We start from the raw sequence: 24,761 nt of genomic DNA, 5'->3' as shown, positions 1-24,761 counted from the left end.
CTAGCCCCGGGGATTGGACAAAACCAGAGAAGGAATGGCCGTGTCAGGGCCGCTGAGCGCGGACCCCCGACCGGACAGGCTCGGATTGGTCATGAAGTACTCGTGCGCCGAGAACGAGCCCTCGTCCGCCTGCGCCCGGAGGAACTCGCCCGTCGGGGTCAGGTACCAGGACTGGGCCCGGTCATTCAGGTTGGCGACCATGATCTGGTCCATCACCTGCGCCTTGACCGTGGGGTTCTCGATGGGGACCAGGGCCTCCACCCGGCGCTCCAGGTTGCGGGGCATCCAGTCCGCCGAGGACATGTAGACCAGCGCGTTGGGGCCGGGAAGCGGCTCGCCGTTGCCGAAGCAGGCAATCCGCGAGTGCTCCAGGAACCGGCCCACGATGGACTTCACCCGGATGTTCTCGGACAGGCCCTCCACCCCGGCCCGCAGGCAGCAGATGCCGCGCACCACCAGGTCGATCTGGGTGCCGTCCTGCGAGGCGCGGTACAGCTCGTCGATGATCTCGGGGTCCACAAGAGCGTTCATCTTGGCCCAGATGGTGGCAGGTTTGCCCGCGCGGGCAAAGGCGGCCTCGGCCCGGATGCGCTCCACAAGGAACTCCTTGAGCCCCAGAGGCGCAAGGCGCAGCTTGTCCAGGCGCTCGGGCTCGGCGTAGCCCGTCATGAAGTTGAAGGCCCGCCCCGCGTCCCGGCACAGCACCGGATCGGCCGAGAAAAACGACAGGTCCGTATAGGTTTTCGCGGTGATGGGGTGATAGTTGCCCGTCCCGAAGTGCACGTAGGGGCGCAGCTCCGCCCCCTCGCGCCGGATCACCAGCGAGACCTTGGCGTGGGTCTTCAGGTCGATGAACCCGTAGACCACGTTGGCGCCCGCCCGCTCCAGATCCCGGGCCCAGCGGATGTTGGCCTCCTCGTCGAAGCTGGCCCTGAGCTCCACCATGGTGGTCACGGACTTGCCGGACTCCGCCGCCTCCACCAGCGCCGCCACGATGGGCGAGTTGTTGGACGTGCGGTAAAGGGTCTGCTTGATGGACACCACGTTCGGATCCCGGGCCGCCTGGCGCAGGAACTGGACCACCACGTCAAAGGACTCATAGGGGTGGTGGACCACGATGTCCTTCTTGCGGATCGCGGCGAAACAGTCTCCGCCGAAGTCCCGGATCCGCTCGGGGAAGCGGGCGGCGTAGGGCGTGAACTGGAGATCGGGCCGGTCGTCCAAAATCAGCTGTTTGAGATCCGCAAGGCCGATGGGGCCCTTGACCTTGAAGAGATCCTCCTCGGCCACGTCCATCTCGTCGCAGATCAGGCGGACCAGATCCTCGGGCATGTCGGCGTTCAGGGTCAGGCGGATGATGTGCCCCCGGCGGCGGCGCTTGAGGGCGGTCTCGAAGCTCATGACCAGATCCTCGGCCTCCTCGTCCACCTCCACGACCGAATCCCGGATGACACGGAAGTGCCCGCCCTGGATCACATGGAAGCCCGGGAAGAGGTGGCCCAGGAACTGAAGGACAAAGTCCTCCTGGAACAGGAAGCGCAGGTTCTTCGGATCCCGGGACGGCAGGCGCAAGAAGCGCGGCACGTGGGACGGCAGGGGCACCAGGGCCCGCATGCTGGTGCGGTCGCTCTTGCGGTTCAGGTGCAAGATCAGCGCGTGCCCCAGGTTCGGCAGGAACGGAAACGGATGGGCCGGGTCAATCGCCAGGGGCGTCAGCACCGGGAAGACCCGGGTCATGAAGGCCTCTTCCGCCCAGGCCAGCTCCTCGGGGGTCAGGTCCGCGGGCTTGACCACGCTGACACCGGCCTCGGCCAGCTCGCCGTGCAGGGCGGCCCAGGCGTCCTGCTGCTTGTCCAGAAGACGCCGCGCCACGCCGTTGATCTCGTCAAGCTGGCGCGCGGGCGTCAGACCGTCCGGGGTGGGGATCTTGACATCCGCCGAGACCTGGCCCTTCAGGCCGGCCACCCGGACCATGTAGAACTCGTCCAGGTTGGACCCGGAAATGGACAGGAAACGGACCCGCTCCATCAGGGGATGGCGGGGGTTGCTGGCCTCCTCCAGGACACGGGCGTTGAAGCCAAGCCAGGACAGCTCGCGGTTGATGAAGCGCGAGGGGGAGTCCATGGAGCATCCGGGCGGACAGGGTGCCTGGCCCGGTGCCCCCGGTTTGGCCTCGCCCGCCTCCGCCTCGCGACCTGCGGAGGGACGGACCGGAGCAGCATGCAGAGCTTTCATGAGTCTCGACGACATGGCGGGGCAGAGTTCCAGAAAAACAGGGAGCCAAGTGTTTACAGGGGCAAGCTTATCACCATTCCGAACACTTCGGAACCGGTGATCGCCGCCGGAGCTCCGCTCCCGGACCGCGCGAAGGGAGGCCGGGGGCCGCGTGCTCCCGGCGCCCCCGCGCAAGGAAGCCACCCCACGGGGGCGCTCTCCCGGCGCGCCCGGAGGCCTGCACTCCCGACGCGCTGCAAGGAAGGCACCTGGGGCAGGAAGGGTGGGGCAACCGGGCCCCATACCGCGTCCCCGCCCCACACCGCCCCATACCGCACCCCGCGGACAGCTCTCCCGGCACCCCGCACGAGGACCGCCATGGAGACCCGCCATCCGTCCTGCGGAGCCGCCCCCCCTCCCCTCTCGCACCGGAGCGCGGACACCGCGGAAAACGGGGCGGACAAAAAACCCCGCTCCCGGGTTGGGGCGGGGTCTGCCGGCAGGGTCTGCCGGACGGTTCGGAGCCCGGCCCCGGCCCGAAGGCCGGAGCCGCAGCCGGTTCCTACTGTTTCAGGGTCTCCTGAAGGGTGCCCAGGAAAGACACCACACTGGCCTTCAGGTCCGAGGACGCCTTGGACAGCTGCTCGGACGAGTGCTGGACCCGGTTCGCCGTCTCCCCCGTCTCGCGGGAGGCCACGGCCACCTTCTCCACCGCCGTGGACACCTCGCGGGTTCCCGACGCCGCCTGCTGGACCGAGTTGGCAATCTCGGCCGTGGCCGCGGACTGTTCCTCCACGGCGGCCGCAATGGCCCCGGCGACCTGCGAGATCTCGCTGATGCGGTCCACGATCTTGCTGATGGCCTCGACCGCGCCGCGGGTGGACTCCTGGACCGCCCCGATCTGAGAGCTGATCTCGTCCGTCGCCCGCGAGGTCTGGTTGGCCAGGCTCTTGACCTCGTTGGCCACCACGGCAAAGCCCTTGCCCGCCTCGCCCGCGCGGGCCGCCTCGATGGTGGCGTTCAGCGCAAGCAGGTTGGTCTGGGAGGCAATGTCGTTGATCAGGCGCACCACCTCCCCGATCCGGTCCGAGGCCTCGAGAAGGCTGTGGACGATATCGTTGGTGGCGTGGGCCTCGTCCATGGTCCGGGCGGACAGGCGGTTGGAGTGCTCCACCTGCTGGCCGATCTCGCGGATGGACGCGGAGAGCTCCTCGGCGGCGGATGCCACGTTCTCCACGCTGGCGGTGGCCTCCTCCGAGCCCGAGGCCACGGCGGTCGTCTGCTCGCCCAGGACATGGCTGGCGTTTTGCATCTCGCTCGCGGTTCTCTGGAGCATGTCGGCGGCCCGGTCCGTGGCCTCCAGCACCTGCTGGGACTGGTCGCGGAACGCGTCGGTGAGCCGGGCGATGGCCTCGGCGGTCTCGCCGGCCTTCCGGGCCCTGCGGGCCTCCTCGGCCTGGGTCTGTTTCTGCTCGTCCAGGTTCCGGACCAGGGAGGCCACCATATTCTTCAGGGCTGCGCCCAGCTCCCGGGCCTCGCCCCCGTAGCGGGAGTCGTCCAGGGTCGCGCGGTAGTTCCCCGCCGCCACCTGGCCCGAGAACGCGGCCAGCTCCCCGAGCGGACGCACAGAGGTGCGAACCACGACGAAAATAACCAGAAGAATCAGAGCGATGACCCCAACCGAAAGACCAACGGTCAGAGCACTCATGCTCCGGGCCACCTCAAGAACCTCGTCCATGGGAACGGCAACGCCCAAGTACCAGACCTGGCTGGTCCCCGCCAGGTGGAACGGGTGGAGACACAGGATCATCTCGACGCCGCCGGACGTGACAAAGCTGGTGAGAATGGTGTTGCGGCCGTCCTTCATCTGGGCGCGCACCCGGGTGGAATCCGCCAGGTCATGGGCCTGGAACAGGCTGCCCCCGATGCGGGAGGCATCCGGATCCGAAATGGTCACACCCTCGCCGGTGTAAAGGGAGGCGTACCCGGTCCTGTAGGCCTGAACGGTCTTCAGGCGCTCCACCAGAACCGGCAGCGGCAGGGAGATCTGGACCATCCCCGCAAACGTGCCCCCGGGCCTGCGGATTTCACCCACGGCGGACAGCACCTGGGTGTCCGGCCGGATAACCGAGGCCATGGGCAGGGAGATGAAGTGCCCCGGGGTCTCCCGGGCCTGCCGGTAGATCGGACGGGCATCAAAGTTCGGCATGTACCGGACCGTCTTGTTTTCATTATTAAAGTAAAAACCAAAACGACCGTCGGGACCGGAGCCCGGACCATTCACAAAGTGGTCGTCGGCCCGGTCAAAGGCATCGGGCTCGAAAAAGGCGCCCGCGAGAAGGATGTTCGGGTTACTTTTTGCGACACCGGACAGAAGCTCGATAAGCGCCTGACGGGAAATGATCTCGCCATTGGAGATGACCTCATCCACCCCGAGGGCCAGGGCCTGGGCCGGGCCAAGGGCCTGCTCCAGGAAGGTGGAGATGGCGAAGGCCTCCTGTCCGGCCAGGTTCTCCAGCTCGCGCAGGGAAACGCTCTTCAGGGCCTCCGCGGACCGGGACTGGATCATCCAGCCCACGACGGACAAACTCACAACAAGCACCAGCACCACGGGAACCATGATCTTGGGCATCATGCGTAACGATTGGTAGGACATGAAAATCTCCTGTCGGCTCCGAGTCGACCACCGTCGTTCAAACCGCCTCGCAGAGCCCCTTATTTCCAAAGCCTGTGCGAACCAAACCCGGCCTGCCCCGGGACCACGACCCCCAGCGGGACCACGACCCCCAGCGGGACCACGCCCCCACCGGGGCCACGGCACCGCCGGACAGACGGCCAAACCGGGACACCACCCCGCCAGAAACCACCGGCCCGCGCCGGACGGGGGCCGGGTTTCCGGAACGCGGACCGGCAGACACTATAAGGACGCCGCCTCGAAAGAAGACAGCGCCCGGGGAAACCCGTCTCAACTGCCGGGTCGGGATGATAGTACTTTAAAGGCCGGTGAAATACACTTACTTTACAAAAACTGGAGAAAATCGGACGGACCGCGCCCGGCCGCCGGGACCGCCCTGCGACCCGGCCCAAATCTACACTGGAGCGTGAGAATATTTCTGGTGACGGCAATTCCGAATCGCTCTACACTGGGCCCCACATGTGGTGCGTGCCTGCGTACGTGCCCTGCAACCCCTCGGAATTCCGGGCCACCGGCCTGTGACGGCCCGGCCGCGGGCGTTGCACCTCGAAACGCAAAAGGGCTGCGCCCCGGATGCCCGGACGCCAGGGCCCCCGGAAGCGGCAGACTCAAATAAAACGTGCTGCAGACCGGAGAACTGTCATGGCCATCTTGAAAGCACTGTTCGGATCGTCCCAGAAGGCGGACACGCCCATCAATCCGTACTGGCAACGCAGTGTGAACATGAAGTACATGCCGCTGTTCACGGTTGCACGGAAGCCGGAAATGCTTCAGGGCCGGGAGGGTGTTTTCATCATCTGGGGGACCAACAGGGTCGGCTGGATTTATTGCGGGTACCACAAGGACATGGCCCGCGCGGTTGATCTTGCGGCCAACTCCTACAAGATCCTCGAGTGCAAGCACCCGGACGCCACCTTGTGCTTCTCCTGGGCCATCATCCGCAGTGACGCCCAAGCCGGTGTGGTGAAGTACCTGCGCCAGGAACTGTCCTTTGCGGTGTCGGATCCGGACCTGGACGAGATTTTCGGGATGAGCCCCTCAGCCATCGCCATGTCGAACCCGATTGCGGTGCTTCCGCCGGGCTGACGCCCGGGGAGCCGGGCGCCGCTTGCTTGCGTGCGCCCGCCTGTCGTCCCGGGCGCACGGCAGGTCCGAACCGCCCCGTCAGCCGTAGCGCTTGCGCACTTCCAGGTCAGCCGCCCGCTGAACGCCGCGACGGATGGCCTCCTCGGCCTCCTCGTGACCGCCCCAGCCGACGATCTTCACCCACTTGCCTTCCTCGAGATCCTTGTAGTGAGCGAAGAAGTGCTCAATGCGCTGGCGCTCGATGCCACGCACGTCCTCGATGTCGAACACGTTGTCGTGGTAGGGGTGGAGCTTGGTGTGCGGCACGCCGAGAATTTTCTCGTCTCCGCCGGCCTCGTCCTCCATGTAGAGAATTCCCACCGGGCGGGTCCGCAGGACGCAGCCAACCGCAACCGGAATACGGCCGATGACCATCACGTCCACCGGGTCGCCGTCGTCGGACAGGGTGTGCGGGATGAAGCCGTAGTTACAGGGATACTGCATCGACGTGTGAAGGAAGCGGTCCACGTACATGGCACCGGATTCCTTGTCCACCTCGTACTTCACGGGGTCGGCCAGCATCGGGATCTCGATGATGACGTTGATATCCGTGGGCGGGTTCTTGCCGATGGGGATCTTGTTGATATTCATGACAGGAGGACTCCATTTCCTGGGTCGGGACAGTCCCGGACAGGGCGCGCACTGTAAAGCACACAACCCGTCAAGGAAAGAAAAACTTATGGCCTGTCAGGTCCGGCCCGGCGGGGCATAGCGGGCCGCCAGAACCACGAGCAGCAGAACCGGCAGGCCGATGATCGCACAGCCCACGAAGAAGGTGTCATAGCCGAAGGCGGTCACCATGCTTCCGGAGTAGCCCGCGAGGATTTTCGGCCCCAGCGTCATGAGCGAGCTGAACAGCGCATACTGCATGGCCGTGAACTGCACGCTGGTCAGGGCGGACAGGTAGGCGATGAAGGCCGCCCCGGCAAATCCGCCGGCGAAGTTGTCGCCGGTGATGGCAATGGCCAAGTAGAGCTCGTCCCCCGGGTGGTGGGCCAGAACCGCAAAAAGCAGGTTCGTGACCGACACGAACAGGGCGCCCATGAACATGGCGCTCATGACGCCCCGGCGCAGCGCGAAGATGCCGCCCACAAAGCCGCCGACCAGGGTGGCCACAACGCCCCAGACCTTGGTGTAAAGGGCAATCTGCTCCTTGGTGAAGGTCATCTCGGTGTAGAAGACGTTGGCCACCGCGCCCATGACAATGTCCGAGATCCGGTAGGTGCCGATCAGAAGCAAGATCAGAAGCGCAAGCCGCCCGTAGCGATCGAAGAAGTCCGCAACCGGCGAGAAATAGGTGGCGGACAGATTGCTCCGCCAGCCGGGGCGCAGCACGGTCAGAAGGGCCAGCGCGCCCAGGGCCAGCGCCCCCGAGAGCACAAACCTCAGGGCCTCGACCATCGCCCCCAGGAAGGGACCGGCCGCGGCAAGAAAGGCTCCGAGGCCGGTACCCGAGGCCCGCAGGCCGTCGCGCACGCTGCCGAACCACAGAAACGACAGGATGAAAATCCCGGCGCCCAGAAGAACAAACACAAGCAGCTGGAGGTGGCGGGCCAGGCTGTCCCCCTCCCCCCGGGCCGCGTCGCGGGCGGCGTTGGGGGGCGGCTCGGGAATGAACAGGGTGGTCACAACGCCGATCCCCATAAGGCCCGCCATGATCCAGTAGGTCAGGGCCCAGGCGTCCAGACTGTAGCTCTCCAGCGACGTGCCCAGCCAGCCCGCGAGCCAGAGCGCCCCCGCCCCGGACACCAGCATGCCCGCCCGGTAGCCCGCCTGGTAGGTGGCGGCCATCATGGACTGGAGATCGGGCTCGGCCGCCTCGATCCGGTAGGCGTCGATGACAATGTCCTGGGTCGCCGCGGAAAAGGCGATGGCCACGGCCCCCATGGCGGTCACCGTCAGGGACTGGAGCGGATCGGAAAACCCGGTCGCCACAAGCGAGGCGCACACGCACAGCTGGGACAGGAGAAGCCAGGCCCGCCTGCGCCCCAGAAGCCGGGTCAGCCCGGGAAGAGGCATGCGGTCCACCAGGGGCGCCCAGGCGAACTTGAACGAAAACGCAAGGGCCGCCCAGCTGAGCATGGTGACGGTCGAGCGCTGGATCCCCGCCTCGGTCAGCCAGATGGACAGGGTTCCGAAAATCAGCAGATAGGGGAGCCCCGCGGAAAACCCGAGAAACAGCAGACGGAACACAGGGGGCGCGAGAAGAAGGCGGACCGTCCGCCCCCACGAGCGCCGGGCGGAGCCGTCGGAAACCAGAGCCGTTTCAATCATGGGGGGACGTCTCTTCTTGCGGGAGAGGAAGGGGAGAACGGGAACGACAGGCAGAGGCTGTGAGGCAGACGCTCTTGGGCCCGGATTTTATTCTTATCCCCGGAGCTCCCGCCAGGCCAGACCAAAATCCCCGCGCGCGAGCAACTGGACGGGCCGGAACGGACCTGTTACCGTCCGGCCCATCGTCGTTATCCCTTCGGACACCCCGTTCCATGCCCTCCTCGCCCGCCCCCTCCCCCCGGGACGACAGCCACCAGCCGGTCCTGAAGCGCCTTCTTCTGCGGTTCGCCCGACCCCGGCTGGGAACGTTCCTTGTGGCCCTCTTCTGGATGGCGCTCAACGGCGCGGTGTCGGTGGCGGTCGCCTGGGCCGCCAAGCCCCTGGTCGACGGCTTCCGGGACGGAACCTACACGGTGAGCGCCGACCACCTGATTATTCTTGTGCTGGCCATCCCCACCGTCTTTGTGATCCGGTCCGTCACGGCCTTTCTGGGGCGCTACGTCCTGTCCCACGCCTCGAACGGGGTGATCAACGATGTGCGCAAGGCCACCTACGCCCACATTGCCTCCATGGACATGGCCTTCCTGCAAAGCCAGCCCGCAGGAACCCTGACAACCCGGGTGACCGCCGACACGGACGTGCTGGGAACCCTGTTCATGACCACCATGTCCAGCATCGGGCGCGACATCCCGACCCTGATCGGGCTTGTTGCCTACACCCTGTGGCTGGACTGGAAGCTGTCCCTGATTGCCTACGTTCTGATGCCGCTGGCGATCTGGCCCATCACCCTGGTGGGGCGCAAGGTCCGGAGGGTCTCGAAGCAGGCCCAGGCCCAGGCCGCCGATCTGGGCGGCCGCCTGATCCAGACGATCCGCAGCGTGCGCATCGCCAGGCTCTACGGCGCCGAGCGCCAGGAGCGCATCCGGGTGCACGGCCTGATCAACCGCCTGCGCCAGCTCCAGTTCCGGATCCAGAAGACCCGCACGCTTCTCGCCCCCCTGACCGAGGCCGTCGTCGGGCTGGCCCTTGGGGGCGTTGTCCTGTATGGCGGGCTTCGCATTCTGGACGGCAGCATGACGGAAGGCGCGGTGGTGTCCTTCCTGGTGGCCGTGATGCTGGCCTACCGTCCGGCCAAGAGCCTTGCAAACCTGCACGTGGACCTGCAGGGCATCCTGGCCTCGGTGGAGCGGGTGTTCGAGGTGCTCGACACCAAGCCCACCTTGCAGGAGGCCCCGGATGCCCGGGATCTGCCCCCGGGACCGTCGCACATCCGGCTCGAGACCGTGACGTTTGCCTATCCGGGCGCGGGGCGCAATGCCCTCGCCGACCTGTCCCTGGACCTGGAGCCCGGCCGCACGGTGGCCCTGGTGGGTCCGTCGGGGGCGGGGAAGTCCTCGGTGCTCAACATGATCACCCGGCTCTACGACCCGACCGCGGGCATGGTCAGCATCGACGGGAACGACCTGCGGTCCCTTCGGCTCGCGTCCCTGTGGGAGCGGATCTCCCTTGTCTCCCAGGAGGTGATCGTCTTCGACGACACGGCGCGGGCCAACATCGCCTACGGCGCTCCGGGTGTGTCAAGCGAGGCCATCGAGCACGCCGCCCGCATGGCGGGGGCAGACGCCTTCATCCGGGATCTGCCGCAGGGCTATGACACCTGGCTGGGGGAACGGGGAGCGTCGCTCTCCGGGGGGCAGCGCCAGCGCCTGTCCATCGCGCGGGCGTTCCTGAAGGATGCCCCGGTGCTGCTGCTGGACGAGCCCACCTCGGCCCTGGACGGCGAGTCCGAGCGCCTGGTGCAGGCGGCCCTCGAGGTACTGATGCGCGACCGCGCGACGCTGGTCATCGCCCACCGTCTGTCCACCATCCGGGCCGCGGATATCATTCACGTGATGGACCGGGGCCGGATTGTGGAGAGCGGAACCCACGACAGCCTCGCGCACAGCGGCGGCCTCTATGCGCGCCTGCTGGCCGCGGGCGAGCTGGGCAGCTGATCCCGGCACCGACCCGCCCCTTTAGCCCGGGCCCGCGCCGCTAACGGACACCGGAGCCAGCGGGCCGGACACACCCGGCGAGAGACAAGCTCGCGAGGGGGCAGGCCCGCAGGCCCACGCCGCTAACGGACACCGGAGCCAGCGGGCCGGACACACCCGGCGAGAGACAAGCTCGCGAGGGGGCAGGCCCGCAGGCCCACGCACACCGGATCCATCAAACAGGTTCAGGACCAGGGCCACGCGCAGGCGGGCCAACGCACGCAGGGGGCAGCTCGCAGGCCCGCACGCAGGCTCCCGGAACCGGACACCCCGGGCGTCAGGTGGCGTCGGTAACGCCCCCGTCCTGCTCGCACAGGGAAACGTACAGGGGACACGAGGCCAGAAGCTCCTCGTGGGTGCCCGAGGCCACAACCCGGCCCGCGTCCATCACACAGATCCGGTCCGCATTGCGCACGGTGGACAGGCGGTGGGCAATGACCACGCAGGTGCGTCCCTGGCGGACCCGGTCGAAGGCCTCGCGCACGGTGCGCTCGTTCTCCGGATCCAGGGCCGAGGTGGCCTCATCCAGAAGCAGAACCGGGGTCTCGCGCAGCATGGCCCTCGCGATGGACAGGCGCTGGCGCTGGCCGCCGGACAGCCGCACGCCGTCCTCGCCCACCAGGGTTGCGTACCCCTCGGGCAGCGAGCGCACAACATCCTCGAGAGCCGCGTTCCGGGCGGCGCGCTCAATCTCCGCATCGGCGGCGTCCTCGACACCGAAGGCAATATTGGCCCGGATCGTGTCGTCCAGGATCACCGCCTCCTGGGGCACCAGGGTCACCGTCCGCCAGAGGGAGGACTGGGGCACCTCCCGGATGTCCTGGCCGTCAATCAGGATGCGTCCGCCGTCCGGATCCACAAACCGCACGAGCAGCGAGAACACGGACGACTTCCCCGCGCCCGAACGGCCCACCAGAGCCGTGGTCTTTCCTCCGGGCAGGGTCAGGTCCAGGCCGTCCAGGGCCGGCTCGTCCCGTCCCGGGTAGTGCAGCGTCACGTTTTCCAGGCGGATCTCCCCCTGGCTCACCTGAAGCGGACGCGCGCCCGGCGCATCGGGAATGCCCGGGGCCGTGTCCAGAAAGGCATAGTAGCGCCGGAGCACCGCAAACAGGGACTGGGCGGAAACCATCCCCTTGCCCAGCCCCTTCATGGGCCGATAGGCAAGGTAGGCGGCGGTGACGAAGGCCACCAGGGTGCCCGGGTCCAGGGTTCCGTTGGAAAGGCGGTAAAAGCCGTAGACCGCAATCACCGAGAACACCACCCCGATAATCAGGTCCAGGGAGACCGCAAGAATACCCTCGATCAGCACGGATCGCATGGACAGCCGGTAGAGGGCATCCGAGCGGTCAAACGCGCGTTTGCGCTCAAACTCCTCGGCGCCGTAGATCTTCACCAGCCGCATGCTCTGGAGGGCCTGGAGCATGGCTCCGGCAAAGAGCCCGCGCTCCACCAGGGTGCGGTTGCCCACCACCCGGGCCGCGCGCCCCAGAAGCACAACGGGAATTGCCGCCAGGGGAACCACCACAAGCGCCAGCAGGGCAAGGTCCAGATCGAACACAAACAGGGACGCCACAAGGCCCGCAATCAGGGGCAGGTCCGAGGACAGAAGGCGCATCAGGTCAATCAGGACCGAGCGCAAGCTGGCCGTGTCCCCCACGATCCGGTTGGTCAGCCCCGCCGTGCGGTAGCGGGCGATGAAAAAGATGTCCATCCCCTGGAGGTGGTCAAAAAGCCGCTTCTGGCTGGTGGCGACCACGTCCAGGCCCACCCGGTTCAAAAGCAGCCGGGCGATATAGTTGGCCACACCCCGGGCCGTGAGAACCGCGGGAAAGGCCAGGGCCACAAGGTAAAGCCGGTCCGGATCGCTGGACCGGAAAATGGCGTTGAAGGCGGGCTCCATCAGCCAGGCCACCGTGGTGGTCAGCCCCGCGACCGCCAGCATGAACACGCCCGCGAACACAAGCGGCAGAAGCTGGGCCACAAGGGTGTCACGCAGGAAGCGCAAAAGCAGGGCAGGACCGGAGGGGCCACCCGTCTCGTGCTCTTTCATCTCCTCGGCGGGGGCGGTCGTCACGAGGCACCACGCGCATGCACGGCGGAGGCGCGGGCCGTCACGATCGCATCCATCAGCCGCCGGGGCACATTGGCCATCCACAAAAGGCCCACAAGAATGGGCAGGACAACGGCCACGTCATAAAGAACCAGACCGGTCCAGGACCGCTTGGCCAGACTGCCCGAACTCAGGTCCAGGGCCTGGAAGCAGACCACCAGGAACACGGCCAGCAGAACCGGACGGCTGTTGCTGCGGCGGCGGAACTGGCTGGTCAGAACAGCCCCCAGGGCGATCATCACAAAGCCGAAATGGTTGAGGGGCTGGAGAAGCCGCTGATGGGCCTCCAGACGCAGGCGGCGAACCTGGTTTTCCGTCAGGGGCGTGGGATACTCCACGTCCGGGATGTCCCCCGCCTTGAGTGTGACCAGGTCCCGGAACGAGCGCTGGTTCTCCTTGCGGTAGCGGTAGCCCCCGGAGGTGTCATCCGAACGGAACATGAGGGAATAGCTGTCGAAATACAGGAAGCTGGCCCGGCGGTTCCGATAGTCCCACTCCTGGCGGTTTCCGTCGATCAGGACGAAGCGCGGTGGCCCCTGGTCCATCACAAGGGCCCCGGACTTGGCCAGAACCGTTGCGCTCTTTTCCGGGTTGCCGGTGTCGTAGATCACGATGTTCTTCAAGGTGCCGTCGGCGGCCCGCTCGCCCAGGTAGACGGTGATGTTGCGGTTGACCTGGGTAAACTGGCCCTCGCGCAGCACCAGGGACGAGATGTCGTCGCGCACACTGGTCTTGATGTCGTCAAACACCCGCTCCAGGGAGGGAACCACCTCCAGGGTCAGGACGTAGCCCACCAGCGTCAGAGCGGTGCACAAGATCAGCGCCGGGCGCCCCAGGCGCCAGACGCTCATGCCGGCGGAGCGCATGACCACCAGCTCCCGGTCGTAGGACAGGCGGGAGTAGACGAACAGGGTCACCGCGAACAGGGCGATGGGGACAAACACCGTCAGGAAGCCCGGCATCAGAATCCAGGTGACCTTCAGAAAGGTCCAGACGGACAGCCCCTTGTTGATGAACCAGTCCAGGAACTTGAGGGCATTGATCAGCCACAGGAGCCCCAGAAGCGAGACGGTCGCCACCGTGAGGCTCACGAGCAGATTTTTCAGGATGTAGCGATCAAGAATGCTCAATGCGGGCCCTGCCGGTTTCCGGAAAAGAAAACCGCGCCGCTCTGACCCGGGCGGCGCGGCTTTCGCATATGTACGGAACTAGGCCCCGGATTGCAAGGCCGCCTGTGCCGCTGCCAGGCGCGCGATCGGCACCCGGTACGGCGAGCAGGACACGTAGCTCAGGCCGATTTTCTGGCAGAAGCGGATGGAGGCGGGGTCGCCACCGTGCTCGCCGCAGATGCCCAGCTTGATGTCCGGACGGGTGGCCCGGCCGCGCTCGACACCGATCTGCACCAGCTCGCCGACGCCGTCCACATCCAGGGAGGCAAACGGATCGCGCGCGAAAATGCCCTTGTCCTGGTAGGTCTGCAGGAACGACCCCGCGTCGTCACGGGACAGACCCAGGGTGGTCTGGGTCAGGTCGTTGGTGCCGAAGCTGAAGAACGCCGCGCTCGCCGCGATGTCCCCGGCCCGAAGCGCCGCACGGGGCAGCTCGATCATGGTGCCGACCATGTACTCGACGGCCAGTCCCGCCTCCTCGAAGACGGCCTTCGCCGTCCGGTCGACCACGTCCTTCATGAGCTCGAACTCTCTCGGAGTCGAGACCAGCGGGATCATGACCTCGGGAAGGGGGGCAACACCGGTCTCCCGGGCGACCTCGACCGCCGCCTCGAAGATGGCGCGGGCCTGCATCTCGTAGATCTCGGGATAGGAGACGCCCAGACGGCAGCCCCGGTGACCCAGCATGGGGTTGGACTCCACCAGCTTCTGGGTGCGCTCGCGCACGTCCTTGCCGCTGACGCCCGCAACCTGGGCCACCTCGGCAATCTCGCCCTCGGTGTGGGGCAGGAACTCGTGGAGCGGCGGGTCCAGCAGACGGATCGTGACCGGAAGGCCGTGCATGACCGTGAACAGGTCGATGAAGTCCTTGCGCTGGTAGGGCAGCAGGCTGTCCAGAGCCTCGCGACGGCCCGCCTCGTCATCGGCCAGGATCATGCGGCGCATGGCGATGATCCGGCGCGGATCGAAGAACATGTGCTCGGTGCGGCACAGGCCGATGCCCTGGGCGCCGAAGCGGCGGGCTGCGGACGCGTCATCCGGGGTCTCGGCGTTGGCGCGCACCATCATGGTGCGGCGCTCGTCCGCCCAGCCCATCAGGGTGGCGAAGTCACCGGTCAGCTCGGGCTGGATGGTGGGAACCGAGCCCTGCATGACCTGGCCCGTGGCGCCGTCCAGGGTGATGATATCGCCCTCGTGCAGGACCACGTCGCGGATTTTCAGGGTCTTGGCGTGCTCGTCCACCTGGAACTCGCCGGCACCGGCCACACAGGGGGTGCCCATTCCGCGGGCCACGACCGCCGCGTGGGAGGTCATGCCGCCCCGGGTGGTCAGGATGCCCTGGGCGACGTGCATGCCGCCGATGTCCTCGGGCGAGGTCTCGGTGCGGCAGAGGATCACCTTCTCGCCGTTGCGGGCCCAGTCCTCGGCCACGCCGGCGGTGAAGACGATGCGCCCGGACGCCGCGCCCGGAGAGGCCGGAAGGCCGCGGGACAGAACGATGCGCTCGGCCGCCGGGTCAAGCGAGGGGTGGAGAAGCTGGTCCAGGCTCTCGGGCTCGACGCGCATGACCGCCTCGTCCCGGGTGATGAGCCCCTCGCCCGCCATTTCAACCGCGATGCGCAGCGCCGCCGCCGTGGTGCGCTTGCCGTTGCGGGTCTGGAGCATCCACAGCTTGCCGCCCTGGATGGTGAACTCCATGTCCTGCATGTCGCGGTAATGGTTCTCGAGGATATCGCGCACCCGAACCAGGTCCTGGTAGAGCGCGGGCATGACCTCCTCCATGGCCGGGAGGGTCGAGTGGTTCTTTTCCTTGCCCGCGATGGTGATCTGCTGGGGCGTGCGGATGCCCGCAACCACGTCCTCGCCCTGGGCGTTGACCAGGTACTCGCCGTAGAAAACGTTCTCGCCGGTGGAGGGGTCACGGGAGAAGCACACGCCGGTGGCGCAGTCATCGCCCATGTTGCCGAAGACCATGGCCTGGACGTTCACCGCCGTGCCCCAGTCCGCGGGGATGTTGTTCAGGCGGCGGTAGGTGATGGCACGCTGGTTCATCCAGGAGCCGAACACCGCGCCGATGGCGCCCCAGAGCTGCTCGTGCGGATCCTCGGGGAAGGGCTTGCCCTGCTCGCGGATCACCACCTCCTTGTAGCGGGCGACGACGCCCTTCCAGTCCTCGGCGGTCAGCTCGGTGTCGAGGGAGTAGCCGCGGTCGTCCTTGACCTCGTCCAGGATCTCCTCGAAGTTCCAGCTCTCGATGCCGAGAACCACGTTCGAGTACATCTGGATGAAGCGGCGGTAGCTGTCGTAGGCAAAGCGGGCGTCGCCGGAGCGCTCCATCAGGCCCTGAACCGTGGTGTCGTTCAGACCCAGGTTCAGCACCGTGTCCATCATGCCCGGCATGGACGCCCTCGCGCCCGAGCGCACGGACACCAGAAGCGGGTTCTGTCCGTCGCCGAAGGTCATGTTCATGAGCGCCTCGACCTCGGCCAGAGCCGCCAGGACCTGGCCCTTCAGGTCGTCGGGGTAGGACCGCCCGTTCTCATAGTACCAGGTGCAGACCTCGGTGGTAATTGTGAAGCCTGCGGGGACGTTGATGCCAAGGTTGCTCATTTCCGCAAGGTTGGCGCCCTTGCCCCCGAGGAGATTCTTCATGTCGGCACGCCCCTCGGCCATGCCGTTGCCGAAACCATACACCCACTTGGTCATATCGAGCTCCTGTTCCCTAACCCTCGATTTTGGAGAAATCGGCCACCGCACTCATGGTGGCCAATATGCTCTGAAGCAGTCCCAGGCGGTTAGCGCGCAAGGCCCGGTCCGCCGCATTGACTGTCACGTGTTCAAAAAACGCATCGACGGGAGCCCGCAGACGGGCAAGCACCGCCATGGTGTCCGTGTAGGCCTCGGCCGCAAGAAGCGGAGCCGCCTCCACATTCACCTCGTCCAGGGCTGCCCCCAGAGCCCGCTCCTCGTCCTGCCCGAAGAGGGCCGGATCCGGAGCGCCAAAGCCGTCGACCCCGTCCTTGCCGGACTCGATGCGCACAATGTTGGCCGCGCGCCGGCAGGCCGCCAGCAGGTCGCTGCCGCCCGGAGTGCGCACGAAGTCCTCCAGCGCCCGGGCCCGCGCACACAGGCGGACCAGGTCGTCCTCGCCCGCAAGGGCAAAGACCGCCTCGATCAGGTCGTGACGCAGGCCGCCCTCGCGCTCGCGCACCTTCAGGCGCTCGGCGAAAAAGACCATGAGATCGTCCGTGACCGAGGCCCCGGAGAAGGTCCGGGCGGCGCAATGCCCCTCGGCGGCCGCGTCGATCAGGGGACGCAGGCGCACACGCACGTTGTTTTCCAAAATCAGCCGGATCACGCCCAGGGCCGCCCGGCGAAGGGCAAACGGGTCTTTCGATCCGGTGGGCTTCTCATTGATCAGCCAGAAGCCCGCAAGGGTGTCGAGCTTGTCGGCCAGGGCCACCGCCACGGACACGGGCGCCGACGGGCAGCGGTCCGACGGACCCAAAGGCCCGTAGTGGCTGCGGATGGCCTCCACAACGTCCTGGGCCTCGCCGTCGTGGCGGGCGTAGTAGGCCCCCATGACGCCCTGGAGCTCGGGGAACTCGCCCACCATGCCGGTGGACAGGTCCGCCTTGGACAGCAGAGCGGCGCGGTCGACCGCCGCCGGATCCGGCACGCCCCAGGCGCGGGCAATCACGCCCGCAAGGCGGCGGATGCGCTCGACACGCTCGAAGTCGGTTCCCAGCTTTGCGTGGAAAATCCGGTCATTCAGGGCCGCCACGCGGCTTTCCAGGGTCTCGGCGCGGTCCTGGTCCCAGAAGAACCGGGCGTCGGACAGGCGGGCGCGCAGCACCCGCTCGTTTCCAGCGATGACCGTCTCCCGGGCCTCGGGGCGGATACCGTTGGCCACCACAACAAAGTGGGGGGCCAGGCTTCCGTCCGCGGTCTGGAGCGCAAAGTACTTCTGGTGTGCGCGCATGGAGGTGGTCAGGATTTCCTGCGGCAGGCTCATGCAGTCGTCGTCGATGCGCCCCACCAGAACCTCGGGCCACTCGACCAGACCGGTCACCTCGTTGAGGAGACCCGGATCCGGACGCACCTCAAGGCCCATGGAGGCGGCGACCGCGTCGGCCCCCTCCCGGATCCGGGTGCGGCGCTCGTTAGCATCCAGGACCACATGGGCGTTCGCAAGCTTCTCGCAGTAATCGGCAAACCCCGAGACCGGGAACGGCTCGGGCGCCCGGAAGCGGTGGCCCCGGGTGGTGTCCGAGAACGGCAGCATGCGGCCGCCCAGATCAATGCCGCCCTTCAGGACGACCCCGTCGAACAGGGCCACAACCCCGTGGATCGGGCGCACCCAGGCAAAGCGGTTCGCGCCCCAGCGCATGGACTTGGGCCAGGGGAAGGCCGCGATGACCTTTTCCAGCACTCCGGGGAGGATATCCCGGGAGTCCTGGCCCTTTTTTTCGATCATGGCGAACAGGAAGGTGCCCTTGGGGGTCTCCCGCCGCTCCACCTGGTCGAGGGACAGGCCGACCGAGCTCAGGAAGCCCTCCACCGCCTTGGCGGGGGCGTCCTCGCGGGGGCCCTTGCGCTCCTCGCTCACATCCGGCTGGCGCTCGGGCAGGCCATGCACCACCGCACACAGGCGCCGCGGGGTCACACAGGTCTGCACCCGGTCAAAGGTCAGGGTCGCCTCGCCCAGACAGGTCTCCATCAGGCGCGCCAGATCCTGGGCGGCCCGTTCCTGCATGCGTGCGGGAATTTCCTCGGAAAACAGCTCGAAAAGCAACTCAGCCATGGACAGGGCCTCCCGCAGCCCGGGACGTACAGACGTTCAGCCAAGCCTCGCAGCACCCGCGGGCAAGAGCCCGAACCCGGCCGATGTAGGCGGCCCGCTCGGTCACGGAAATGACACCGCGCGCGTCCAGAAGGTTGAAGCGGTGACTGGCCTTGATGCACTGGTCATAGGCCGGAAGCGGAAGACCGCGCTCCAGAAGGGCCTGACACTCGCGCTCGGCGTCGTCGAAGTGGCGGAACAGGGCCGCCGTGTCGGCAAATTCAAAGTTGTGGGCGCTGTATTCCTTCTCGGCCTCAAGGAACAGATCGCCGTAGGTCACGCCGGCGCCGTTGTAGTCCAGGTCGTAGACGTTCTCGACCCCCTGGATGTACATGGCCAGCCGCTCGAGGCCGTAGGTCAGCTCCACCGCAACCGGGTTGCAGTCCACGCCGCCCACCTGCTGGAAATAGGTGAACTGGGTCACCTCCATGCCGTCGCACCAGACCTCCCAGCCCAGGCCCCAGGCGCCCAGGGTCGGGCTTTCCCAGTCGTCCTCGACAAAACGGATGTCGTGGGCCAGGGGATCGATCCCCAGCGCCCGAAGGGAGTCCAGGTACAGGGCCTGGGGATCCTCCGGCGAGGGCTTCAAGATGACCTGGAACTGGTAATAGTGCTGGAGGCGGTTCGGGTTCTCGCCGTAGCGGCCGTCGGTGGGACGGCGGCACGGCTGCACGAAGGCCGCGTTCCAGGGGTCGGGACCAAGGGCGCGCAGGGTCGTGGCGGGGTGGAACGTGCCCGCCCCCATCTCCATGTCGAAAGGCTGGAGAATCACGCAGCCGCGTTCGGCCCAGAAGTGCTGAAGCCTCAGGATGAGGGACTGAAAATCATTCGGGGTGGTCATGAGGAAAACCTTGAGTTTCCGGGAGCAGAACACCGTTCCCGGAAAGGCCCCGGCAGACCGCCTTTCCGGACGCCGGACAGAAGCAGCTTCGGCTCGGCAGGGGAGATCATTCCGGGCGCCCGTTCCGGCACGCACACGGCGTGCCCGAATCGTGATAGGCGCCGCAGGACGGGCATTTCACCAGATCGACGGACTTTCCGGCCCGGGCCTCGGTTGCGGCGCGGGCCGCGCGGGCGGCCTCCTCGGCCGGAGTCGTGCGCCGCTCCCCCCGTGCCATGCGGGATGCGGCACGGAACACCACCCACACGCCGATGATCGCCGCCAGGGTGAAGAGTATTTTCAGCAGGAACATCTCGAAGCCCGTCCCGTTTCCTGGTTAGTGCGCCCGATCGATGCAGTAGTCGATAATCCCGATCAGGGCGTCGCGCGCAGGATTGGCCGGGAAAGACGACAGGGCCGCGCGGGCGCGCGCGCCGTAGTCCCGGGCGCGGGTGACCGTCTCCCCGAGGGTGTCGTATTTCGCCATGATCTGGATCGCGCGGGCCAGATCCGCCTTCGGATCCTCCATCTCCTGGTCTTCCAGGCAGCGCCGAAGGAACGCCTTCTCCTCGTCGGTGCCGCGCTCGAACACCAGGATGACCGGCAGGGTGATCTTGCCATCCATGAAGTCGTCGCCCACGGTCTTGCCGAGCTCGGCCTGGCGGGCGGAGTAGTCCAGGTAGTCGTCCACCAGCTGGAAGGCGATCCCCAGGTTCATGCCGTAGTCGTAGAGGGCCTTCTCGTGGGCCTCGGGGGCTCCGGCGGCTTGGGCACCCACCTCGCAGGCGGCGGCGAACAGGGCGGCCGTCTTGGAGCGGATCACCTCCATGTACTGGTCTTCGGTGGTGGTGGTGTCGTTGGCGGTCATCAGCTGAAGCACCTCGCCCTCGGCAATCACCGACGTGGCGTTGCACAGGGAGCGGATCACCTTCAGGGAGCCATCCTCAACCATGAACTCGAACGAGCGGGCGAACAGGAAGTCCCCCACAAGGACGCTGGCCTTGTTGCCCCACAGGGCGTTGGCGGATTCCAGGCCGCGCCGCAGCATGCTCTCGTCGACCACATCGTCATGCAGCAAGGTCGCCGTGTGGATGAACTCCACGCAGGCTGCCAGGCGGGCGGGACGGGCCGCGTCCTCCAGACCGCACATGCGGGCCGCCGCCAGGGTCAGAAGGGGTCGCAGACGCTTTCCGCCGGCCGTGATCAGGTGCCCAGCCAGCTGGGGGATCAGGGCCACCGAGCTGTTCATCCGGGCCACAATCGCGTCATTGACGAGCCGGAGGTCGTCGCCGACAACACTCAAAAGGGCCTCCAGGGCGGAGTCCATATCCATCCCTGCGGGTTGGGAGTCTGGTTTTGTGGTCACGGCGTTTGACAAGGGTACTGTACTCGACACTTGAGAAAAGGGAAGGAAACGGACGGATCCCGCTTCTTTCGGAAGGCCAGCCCGCACTGTTTCAGAGCGCGGCGCTGCGAGAATAGGGTGTGAATTCGCCCGCGGTCAAGCGGACGATTCCCGCAAGGACGGCTTTCTGTTGACGCCCGGTCGATTCGGGCCCAGTCTCCGGGAAAAAATGAACCTCCCCGGGGTGCACCCCATGACCGCTTTTGAAACTGCACCGCTCCCCACCGGTCCGACACCGCCGGAACCGCGCGAGGACGCCCTTCTCGGAGGGCGGGTCCGCCTTCTCCAGCCGAGCGCGGGCTACCGGGCGGCCATCGATCCGGTGTTCCTGGCCGCCTGCGTCGATGCGAGGGCGGGGGCACGGATTCTGGACGCGGGCGCGGGCACCGGCGCCGCCTCCCTGGCCCTTGCGGTCCGCCGGCCGGACCTGACGGTCACCGGGCTGGAGCGCAACGCGGAGGCCCTCGCCCTGTTTCGGGAGTCCGTGATCCGGACCGGCTGCCCGGAGCGGGTCATCCCCGTCGGGGCCGACCTGGGCGAGGCCGCCCGCACAGGGCCCGGGGACTTTGATGCGGTCATGACCAACCCGCCCTATACGGAAAGCGGGAGCAGCACCTCGCCCCACCCCCACCGCAGCGAAGCCCATACCGAAAGCGCCGCGATGCCCCTGGACCGCTGGGTCCGCTGCTGTCTTGCCCTTCTGCGCCCCAAGGGCCGGCTGTACGTGGTGTTCCCCGCCGCGCGCCTGGATGCCCTTGTGGCCGCCTGCAGCCGGGCAACGGGCGACCTGCGTGTGTTCCCCCTGTGGCCCAGGGCCGGAGAGCCCGCCTCCCGGGTTCTGGTGTGCGTCCGCAAGGGGGTCCGGGGACCGGCACAGATCCTGCCGGGCCTGGTCCTGCACGAAGCGGACGGCGCCTACACCGCGGGGGCCAACAGGATCCTGCGCGATGCCGGAGCCCTGGACCTGAGGCTGTCGGGGCGCCTGTAAACGCTCCCCGCATCACGCGTGAAGACCACGCCGCATCACACCGGTCAGGGCAAAAGACGCATCAGGACACCGGAACACACCCGCATCACGCCGGGGGACCGGAGCTCCCGTCACCCCGGATCCGCCGGATCCAGGCCATGACGCCACCGGACGGGGACACCTCCCCCTCGCCCGCAGGAACAGAGGCAGCGTCCGAACCCGGGGGCGCGGGCCTCTCCACCACCTGGCCGAACAGGGCCCGGCGCTCCTCTTTCGAGAGGCTGCCCAGGGCGCGCTCCGACACCACGGGAGGCAGCCGCCGGCGGATCTCGGTCACCCGGGCATCAGGCCGGAAGGTTTCCTCAACCGCCTGGACCGAAGGCGCGTCGACGGACCCGGGGCGGGTGTTGAGGGTGCTGCGGGTTCCGGCGTCCTCGGGAACCAGCCGGTCGGCCAGCCCGCGGGGCGCCTCACCGGGCACCGAGTCCACAAGACGGGCGTACTGCCGCGCCGCGCTTTCCATAACGTGGCTGGAGGGCATGTCGGCGGCCACCATCCCCGGCAGACCGCCGGGAATCGGGCCCGCGCCGGAGGCCATCTCCAGGCGAATTCCCTGGGCGGGAGCCACCGGACGCACAGTGGCCGCCGGCGCGCCCGGATCCCGGGACAGGGCCATGTCCTCGGGCCCCGGCTTCGGGGCAATCGGGAACGGAACCCCCTCCCGGGAGGCAAACACCCGGGCGCCCTGCCCCATATCCTCGGCCTCGGGCCGCCGGGCCGAGGGCCAGGGCACAAAGCCCTCCCCGGAGCCGGAACCAAACCCGGACCCGGAATCGGAGACAGACGCAGCCCGGACGGATCTATCCGCCGCAGTGACCGCAGCCGAACCGGATGCCGGAGCCTCAAGCGGAACCGCAGCCGGGCCGGCCTTTCGCCCGGGCAGCGGCTCGGGACGGATCCCCGCCTGACGGACCGGATCCCCGGCCCGGGCCATCCCGTCCGAGGGAAGCGCCGGGCGGGCGTTCATCATCTCCCGATAGCGGCTGACCACGGCCGCGATGGTGCGCCGGTCCCGGACCGCCTGGGGCATGACCGGCGCCACGGGCACGGGTGCGTCACTGTGGCCGTCCAGCCCGTTGGGGGACAGCCCCGACGGCGGAGCCCAGCGCACGGCCTGAGCCTGCGCCTGTGCTGTGCCGGATCCGGCGCCGAAACGGCTCATGGCGGAGGATATGGAGGCGTCCAGAACCTCGTAGACCTCGGCAAAGGACCGGGGCACCCCTTCCGGGGTAAAGAACACAGTGCGGTTTGCCCCGGCCGCCCGGGGAAACGCCGCAGCCGCCGACGCCGCCGGGGTGCTCTCCATCGCGCGCAGGAAATTCACCGCCCCGCCCGGCCCCAGGAAGTGGGCCATGTAAAGGTCGGTCTCGCCCGCGGGACGGCCCAGGCGGCGCTCGAGATAGGTGCTGTTCTGACTGGTGTACTCGGCCGCCATGGCGGCGGACACCGCCGGATCGCGCCGCAGGGCCAGGATCTCCCGCAGGGCCTCGGGGCTGTCGGCCTGGTAGCCGCCCCCGGGCCGGGGGCTCAGGCGGTCGGACAGGTGCGCAAGGCCATAGCGGGCGCCGTGGCGCTTGATCTGCTCCATCCACGTCTGGTCCGTGAACTGGTAGAGACCCTGGGCGGAACTGCGGAGATTGCGGGCGTCGGTCTGGAAATCGCTCTCGTGGCGGGCCTTGGCCAGCATGAACCGGAAGTCCACGCCGGTCCGGTCGCTGGCGGCGCGGATCCCGGACACCACCTTGCGGTCAATGGCGGCCCCGCCAAGGCGAACCGTGGGCGACAGGGATGCAACCTGTTCCGTGTCTTTGACCATTCCACGCCTCCGGACCGGGGAGCGCGCCTGACGTGGGACGCGCCGTCACGAACATTCAGAAACAAGGGCACCGAAGTACCGGAAGAAAGGGATACCGGGGCTCCGGACCACCGGACCCGAGACAGGCCGGACACCGGAAATCGGAGTCGGACAGGGGTGTCGGACGGACAGGCGGACACGGGAGCGGAGGGGAGAACGGACACGGGAAGAACACCGGGCACAAACACCGGCGGCCTTGCGTGGCCGGGCTCGCGGCCTTATAGAAACCCCGACCCCTCTCCCGCGAGCGGGCTGCACTCCGACCCCGGGATGCATACCAGATAAAGGATCCAACACGTGTCCACTGTCGATATGTTGACAAGGAAAGTCAAGCCGCTTGCTCACCCTCCGCGGCGAATCGGACGTTTCAACGGCCGCGGACTGTGGGAGCTGTACATGAGGGAGGTGCGCCGCTTCATGAAGGTCTGGCTTCAGACCCTGGCGGCTCCGCTGATCACCACCCTGATCTTTCTTGCGATCTTCGCCCTGTCCATCGGCGAGACCACCGGGCTTCGCAACGGGGTGCCCTTCATGGAGTTCCTGGCGCCGGGCCTGATCATCATGGCCATGGTCCAGAACGCCTTTGCCAACTCCTCGAGCTCGCTGATGATCGCCAAGATCCAGGGCTCCATCGTGGACACCCTCATGCCGCCCCTGAGCCCGTTCGAGATCATGACCGGACTGGCCCTGGGAGGCGTGACCCGGGGGCTCGTGGTGGGCGCGGCGGTGGCGGCCGGAATGGCCTTCTTTGTCCCCCTTCACGCGGCGCACCTGTTCTTTATCCTGTATCACGCCATCGGGGCCTCGCTGATGCTGTCCCTCCTGGGGATTATTGCCGCCATCTGGGCCGAAAAGTTCGACCATCTGGCTGGAATCACCAATTTTATTGTCACGCCGCTTTCGTTTCTGTCGGGAACGTTCTATACCATTGACAGACTTCCGGACACGGCCCGTCTGTTTGCCTCCCTCAACCCGTTCTTCTACATGATCGACGGTTTCCGGTACGGCTTTATCGGACATGACCAGGCCACGCCCCTGCTGGGCGCTCTGGTGGTGCTGGGTGTCAACGCGGGGCTGGGCCTCGCCTGCTGGCTCCTCCTGCGCTCGGGCTACAAACTGAAGGCCTGACCG

At 67.2% G+C, this 24,761-nt stretch carries 16 protein-coding genes; 4 read left to right on the top strand and 12 right to left on the bottom strand.

Translation table 11 applies throughout. The features are described from left to right. A complete protein-coding gene (locus IHV25_RS03480; RefSeq protein ID WP_242018774.1) occupies positions 1 to 2,124 on the bottom strand; it encodes an RNA degradosome polyphosphate kinase in 2,124 nt (707 codons plus the stop codon). Between the two features lie 652 nt (positions 2,125 to 2,776). After that, the gene (locus IHV25_RS03475) at positions 2,777 to 4,870 is read right to left on the bottom strand and encodes a methyl-accepting chemotaxis protein (protein WP_192533717.1); all 2,094 of its coding nucleotides are present in this window, start codon (positions 4,868 to 4,870) and stop codon (positions 2,777 to 2,779) included. Positions 4,871 to 5,551: 681 nt separating this feature from the next. Here IHV25_RS03475 and IHV25_RS03470 point away from each other — a divergent pair. After that, the gene (locus IHV25_RS03470; protein ID WP_192533716.1) at positions 5,552 to 5,995 is read left to right on the top strand and encodes a hypothetical protein; all 444 of its coding nucleotides are present in this window, start codon (positions 5,552 to 5,554) and stop codon (positions 5,993 to 5,995) included. 78 nt (positions 5,996 to 6,073) lie between these two features. On the opposite strand, the gene ppa is transcribed toward IHV25_RS03470, so the two are convergent. Both ppa and IHV25_RS03460 read right to left on the bottom strand, forming a co-directional pair. Beyond that, positions 6,074 to 6,625 (bottom strand): inorganic diphosphatase, encoded by a 552-nt coding sequence (gene ppa, locus IHV25_RS03465; protein ID WP_192533714.1) that lies wholly within the window; start codon positions 6,623 to 6,625, stop codon positions 6,074 to 6,076. A gap of 96 nt (positions 6,626 to 6,721) precedes the next feature. Further along, the gene (locus IHV25_RS03460; RefSeq protein WP_192533712.1) at positions 6,722 to 8,308 is read right to left on the bottom strand and encodes an AmpG family muropeptide MFS transporter; all 1,587 of its coding nucleotides are present in this window, start codon (positions 8,306 to 8,308) and stop codon (positions 6,722 to 6,724) included. Positions 8,309 to 8,520: 212 nt separating this feature from the next. Between IHV25_RS03460 and IHV25_RS03455 the strand changes: the two genes are divergently transcribed. Next, positions 8,521 to 10,302, top strand: coding sequence for an ABC transporter ATP-binding protein (locus IHV25_RS03455; protein WP_192533711.1), 1,782 nt, complete (start codon positions 8,521 to 8,523; stop codon positions 10,300 to 10,302). A gap of 316 nt (positions 10,303 to 10,618) precedes the next feature. Here the strand turns inward: IHV25_RS03455 and IHV25_RS03450 are convergent, their stop codons facing one another. The 7 genes from IHV25_RS03450 to IHV25_RS03420 form a co-directional block, all read right to left on the bottom strand. Further along, the gene (locus tag IHV25_RS03450; protein ID WP_192533709.1) at positions 10,619 to 12,415 is read right to left on the bottom strand and encodes an ABC transporter transmembrane domain-containing protein; all 1,797 of its coding nucleotides are present in this window, start codon (positions 12,413 to 12,415) and stop codon (positions 10,619 to 10,621) included. Continuing rightward, entirely contained in the window at positions 12,412 to 13,581 is a 1,170-nt protein-coding gene (locus tag IHV25_RS03445; protein ID WP_192533708.1) for an LptF/LptG family permease, read from the bottom strand. The genes IHV25_RS03450 and IHV25_RS03445 overlap by 4 nt, the downstream gene beginning before the upstream one ends. Positions 13,582 to 13,659: 78 nt before the next feature. Then, positions 13,660 to 16,326, bottom strand: coding sequence for a pyruvate, phosphate dikinase (ppdK, locus tag IHV25_RS03440; RefSeq protein WP_192533706.1), 2,667 nt, complete (start codon positions 16,324 to 16,326; stop codon positions 13,660 to 13,662). Positions 16,327 to 16,342: 16 nt separating this feature from the next. Continuing rightward, positions 16,343 to 18,424 (bottom strand): glycine--tRNA ligase subunit beta, encoded by a 2,082-nt coding sequence (gene glyS, locus IHV25_RS03435; RefSeq protein WP_192533704.1) that lies wholly within the window; start codon positions 18,422 to 18,424, stop codon positions 16,343 to 16,345. Next, complete coding sequence (locus IHV25_RS03430) at positions 18,417 to 19,304, bottom strand: glycine--tRNA ligase subunit alpha (RefSeq protein ID WP_192533702.1); 888 nt, start codon at positions 19,302 to 19,304, stop codon at positions 18,417 to 18,419. The genes glyS and IHV25_RS03430 overlap by 8 nt, the downstream gene beginning before the upstream one ends. Before the next feature lie 106 nt (positions 19,305 to 19,410). After that, positions 19,411 to 19,656, bottom strand: a complete 246-nt coding sequence (locus tag IHV25_RS03425; RefSeq protein ID WP_192533701.1) for a hypothetical protein — start codon at positions 19,654 to 19,656, stop codon at positions 19,411 to 19,413. A gap of 24 nt (positions 19,657 to 19,680) precedes the next feature. Then, a complete protein-coding gene (locus IHV25_RS03420; protein ID WP_192533699.1) occupies positions 19,681 to 20,676 on the bottom strand; it encodes a polyprenyl synthetase family protein in 996 nt (331 codons plus the stop codon). Between the two features lie 265 nt (positions 20,677 to 20,941). Here IHV25_RS03420 and IHV25_RS03415 point away from each other — a divergent pair, with 265 nt between their 5' ends. Continuing rightward, the gene (locus IHV25_RS03415) at positions 20,942 to 21,736 is read left to right on the top strand and encodes a tRNA1(Val) (adenine(37)-N6)-methyltransferase (protein ID WP_192533698.1); all 795 of its coding nucleotides are present in this window, start codon (positions 20,942 to 20,944) and stop codon (positions 21,734 to 21,736) included. Between the two features lie 85 nt (positions 21,737 to 21,821). Here the strand turns inward: IHV25_RS03415 and IHV25_RS03410 are convergent, their stop codons facing one another. Further along, the gene (locus tag IHV25_RS03410; RefSeq protein ID WP_192533696.1) at positions 21,822 to 23,591 is read right to left on the bottom strand and encodes a transglycosylase SLT domain-containing protein; all 1,770 of its coding nucleotides are present in this window, start codon (positions 23,589 to 23,591) and stop codon (positions 21,822 to 21,824) included. Between the two features lie 351 nt (positions 23,592 to 23,942). On the opposite strand from IHV25_RS03410, the gene IHV25_RS03405 reads away from it, so the two are divergent. Next, complete coding sequence (locus IHV25_RS03405; RefSeq protein ID WP_192533980.1) at positions 23,943 to 24,758, top strand: ABC transporter permease; 816 nt, start codon at positions 23,943 to 23,945, stop codon at positions 24,756 to 24,758. Positions 24,759 to 24,761: the final 3 nt, after the last annotated feature.

Source organism: Phaeovibrio sulfidiphilus, assembly GCF_014861485.1.
In the GTDB taxonomy this organism is placed as follows: domain Bacteria; phylum Pseudomonadota; class Alphaproteobacteria; order Rhodospirillales; family Rhodospirillaceae; genus Phaeovibrio; species Phaeovibrio sulfidiphilus.
Note: the sequence above shows the minus strand (reverse complement) of the source record. Positions and strands in the feature narration are given on the sequence as shown.

What these genes read in the sequence shown, in the direction of transcription:
- IHV25_RS03480 (WP_242018774.1), bottom strand. Translation starts at nt 2,124, where the DNA reads ATGGACTCCCCCTCGCGCTTCATCAACCGCGAGCTGTCCTGGCTTGGC.
- IHV25_RS03475 (WP_192533717.1), bottom strand. Translation starts at nt 4,870, where the DNA reads ATGTCCTACCAATCGTTACGCATGATGCCCAAGATCATGGTTCCCGTG.
- IHV25_RS03470 (WP_192533716.1), top strand. Translation starts at nt 5,552, where the DNA reads ATGGCCATCTTGAAAGCACTGTTCGGATCGTCCCAGAAGGCGGACACG.
- ppa (WP_192533714.1), bottom strand. Translation starts at nt 6,625, where the DNA reads ATGAATATCAACAAGATCCCCATCGGCAAGAACCCGCCCACGGATATC.
- IHV25_RS03460 (WP_192533712.1), bottom strand. Translation starts at nt 8,308, where the DNA reads ATGATTGAAACGGCTCTGGTTTCCGACGGCTCCGCCCGGCGCTCGTGG.
- IHV25_RS03455 (WP_192533711.1), top strand. Translation starts at nt 8,521, where the DNA reads ATGCCCTCCTCGCCCGCCCCCTCCCCCCGGGACGACAGCCACCAGCCG.
- ppdK (WP_192533706.1), bottom strand. Translation starts at nt 16,326, where the DNA reads ATGACCAAGTGGGTGTATGGTTTCGGCAACGGCATGGCCGAGGGGCGT.
- glyS (WP_192533704.1), bottom strand. Translation starts at nt 18,424, where the DNA reads ATGGCTGAGTTGCTTTTCGAGCTGTTTTCCGAGGAAATTCCCGCACGC.
- IHV25_RS03430 (WP_192533702.1), bottom strand. Translation starts at nt 19,304, where the DNA reads ATGACCACCCCGAATGATTTTCAGTCCCTCATCCTGAGGCTTCAGCAC.
- IHV25_RS03425 (WP_192533701.1), bottom strand. Translation starts at nt 19,656, where the DNA reads ATGTTCCTGCTGAAAATACTCTTCACCCTGGCGGCGATCATCGGCGTG.
- IHV25_RS03420 (WP_192533699.1), bottom strand. Translation starts at nt 20,676, where the DNA reads ATGGATATGGACTCCGCCCTGGAGGCCCTTTTGAGTGTTGTCGGCGAC.
- IHV25_RS03415 (WP_192533698.1), top strand. Translation starts at nt 20,942, where the DNA reads ATGACCGCTTTTGAAACTGCACCGCTCCCCACCGGTCCGACACCGCCG.
- IHV25_RS03410 (WP_192533696.1), bottom strand. Translation starts at nt 23,591, where the DNA reads ATGGTCAAAGACACGGAACAGGTTGCATCCCTGTCGCCCACGGTTCGC.
- IHV25_RS03405 (WP_192533980.1), top strand. Translation starts at nt 23,943, where the DNA reads ATGTTGACAAGGAAAGTCAAGCCGCTTGCTCACCCTCCGCGGCGAATC.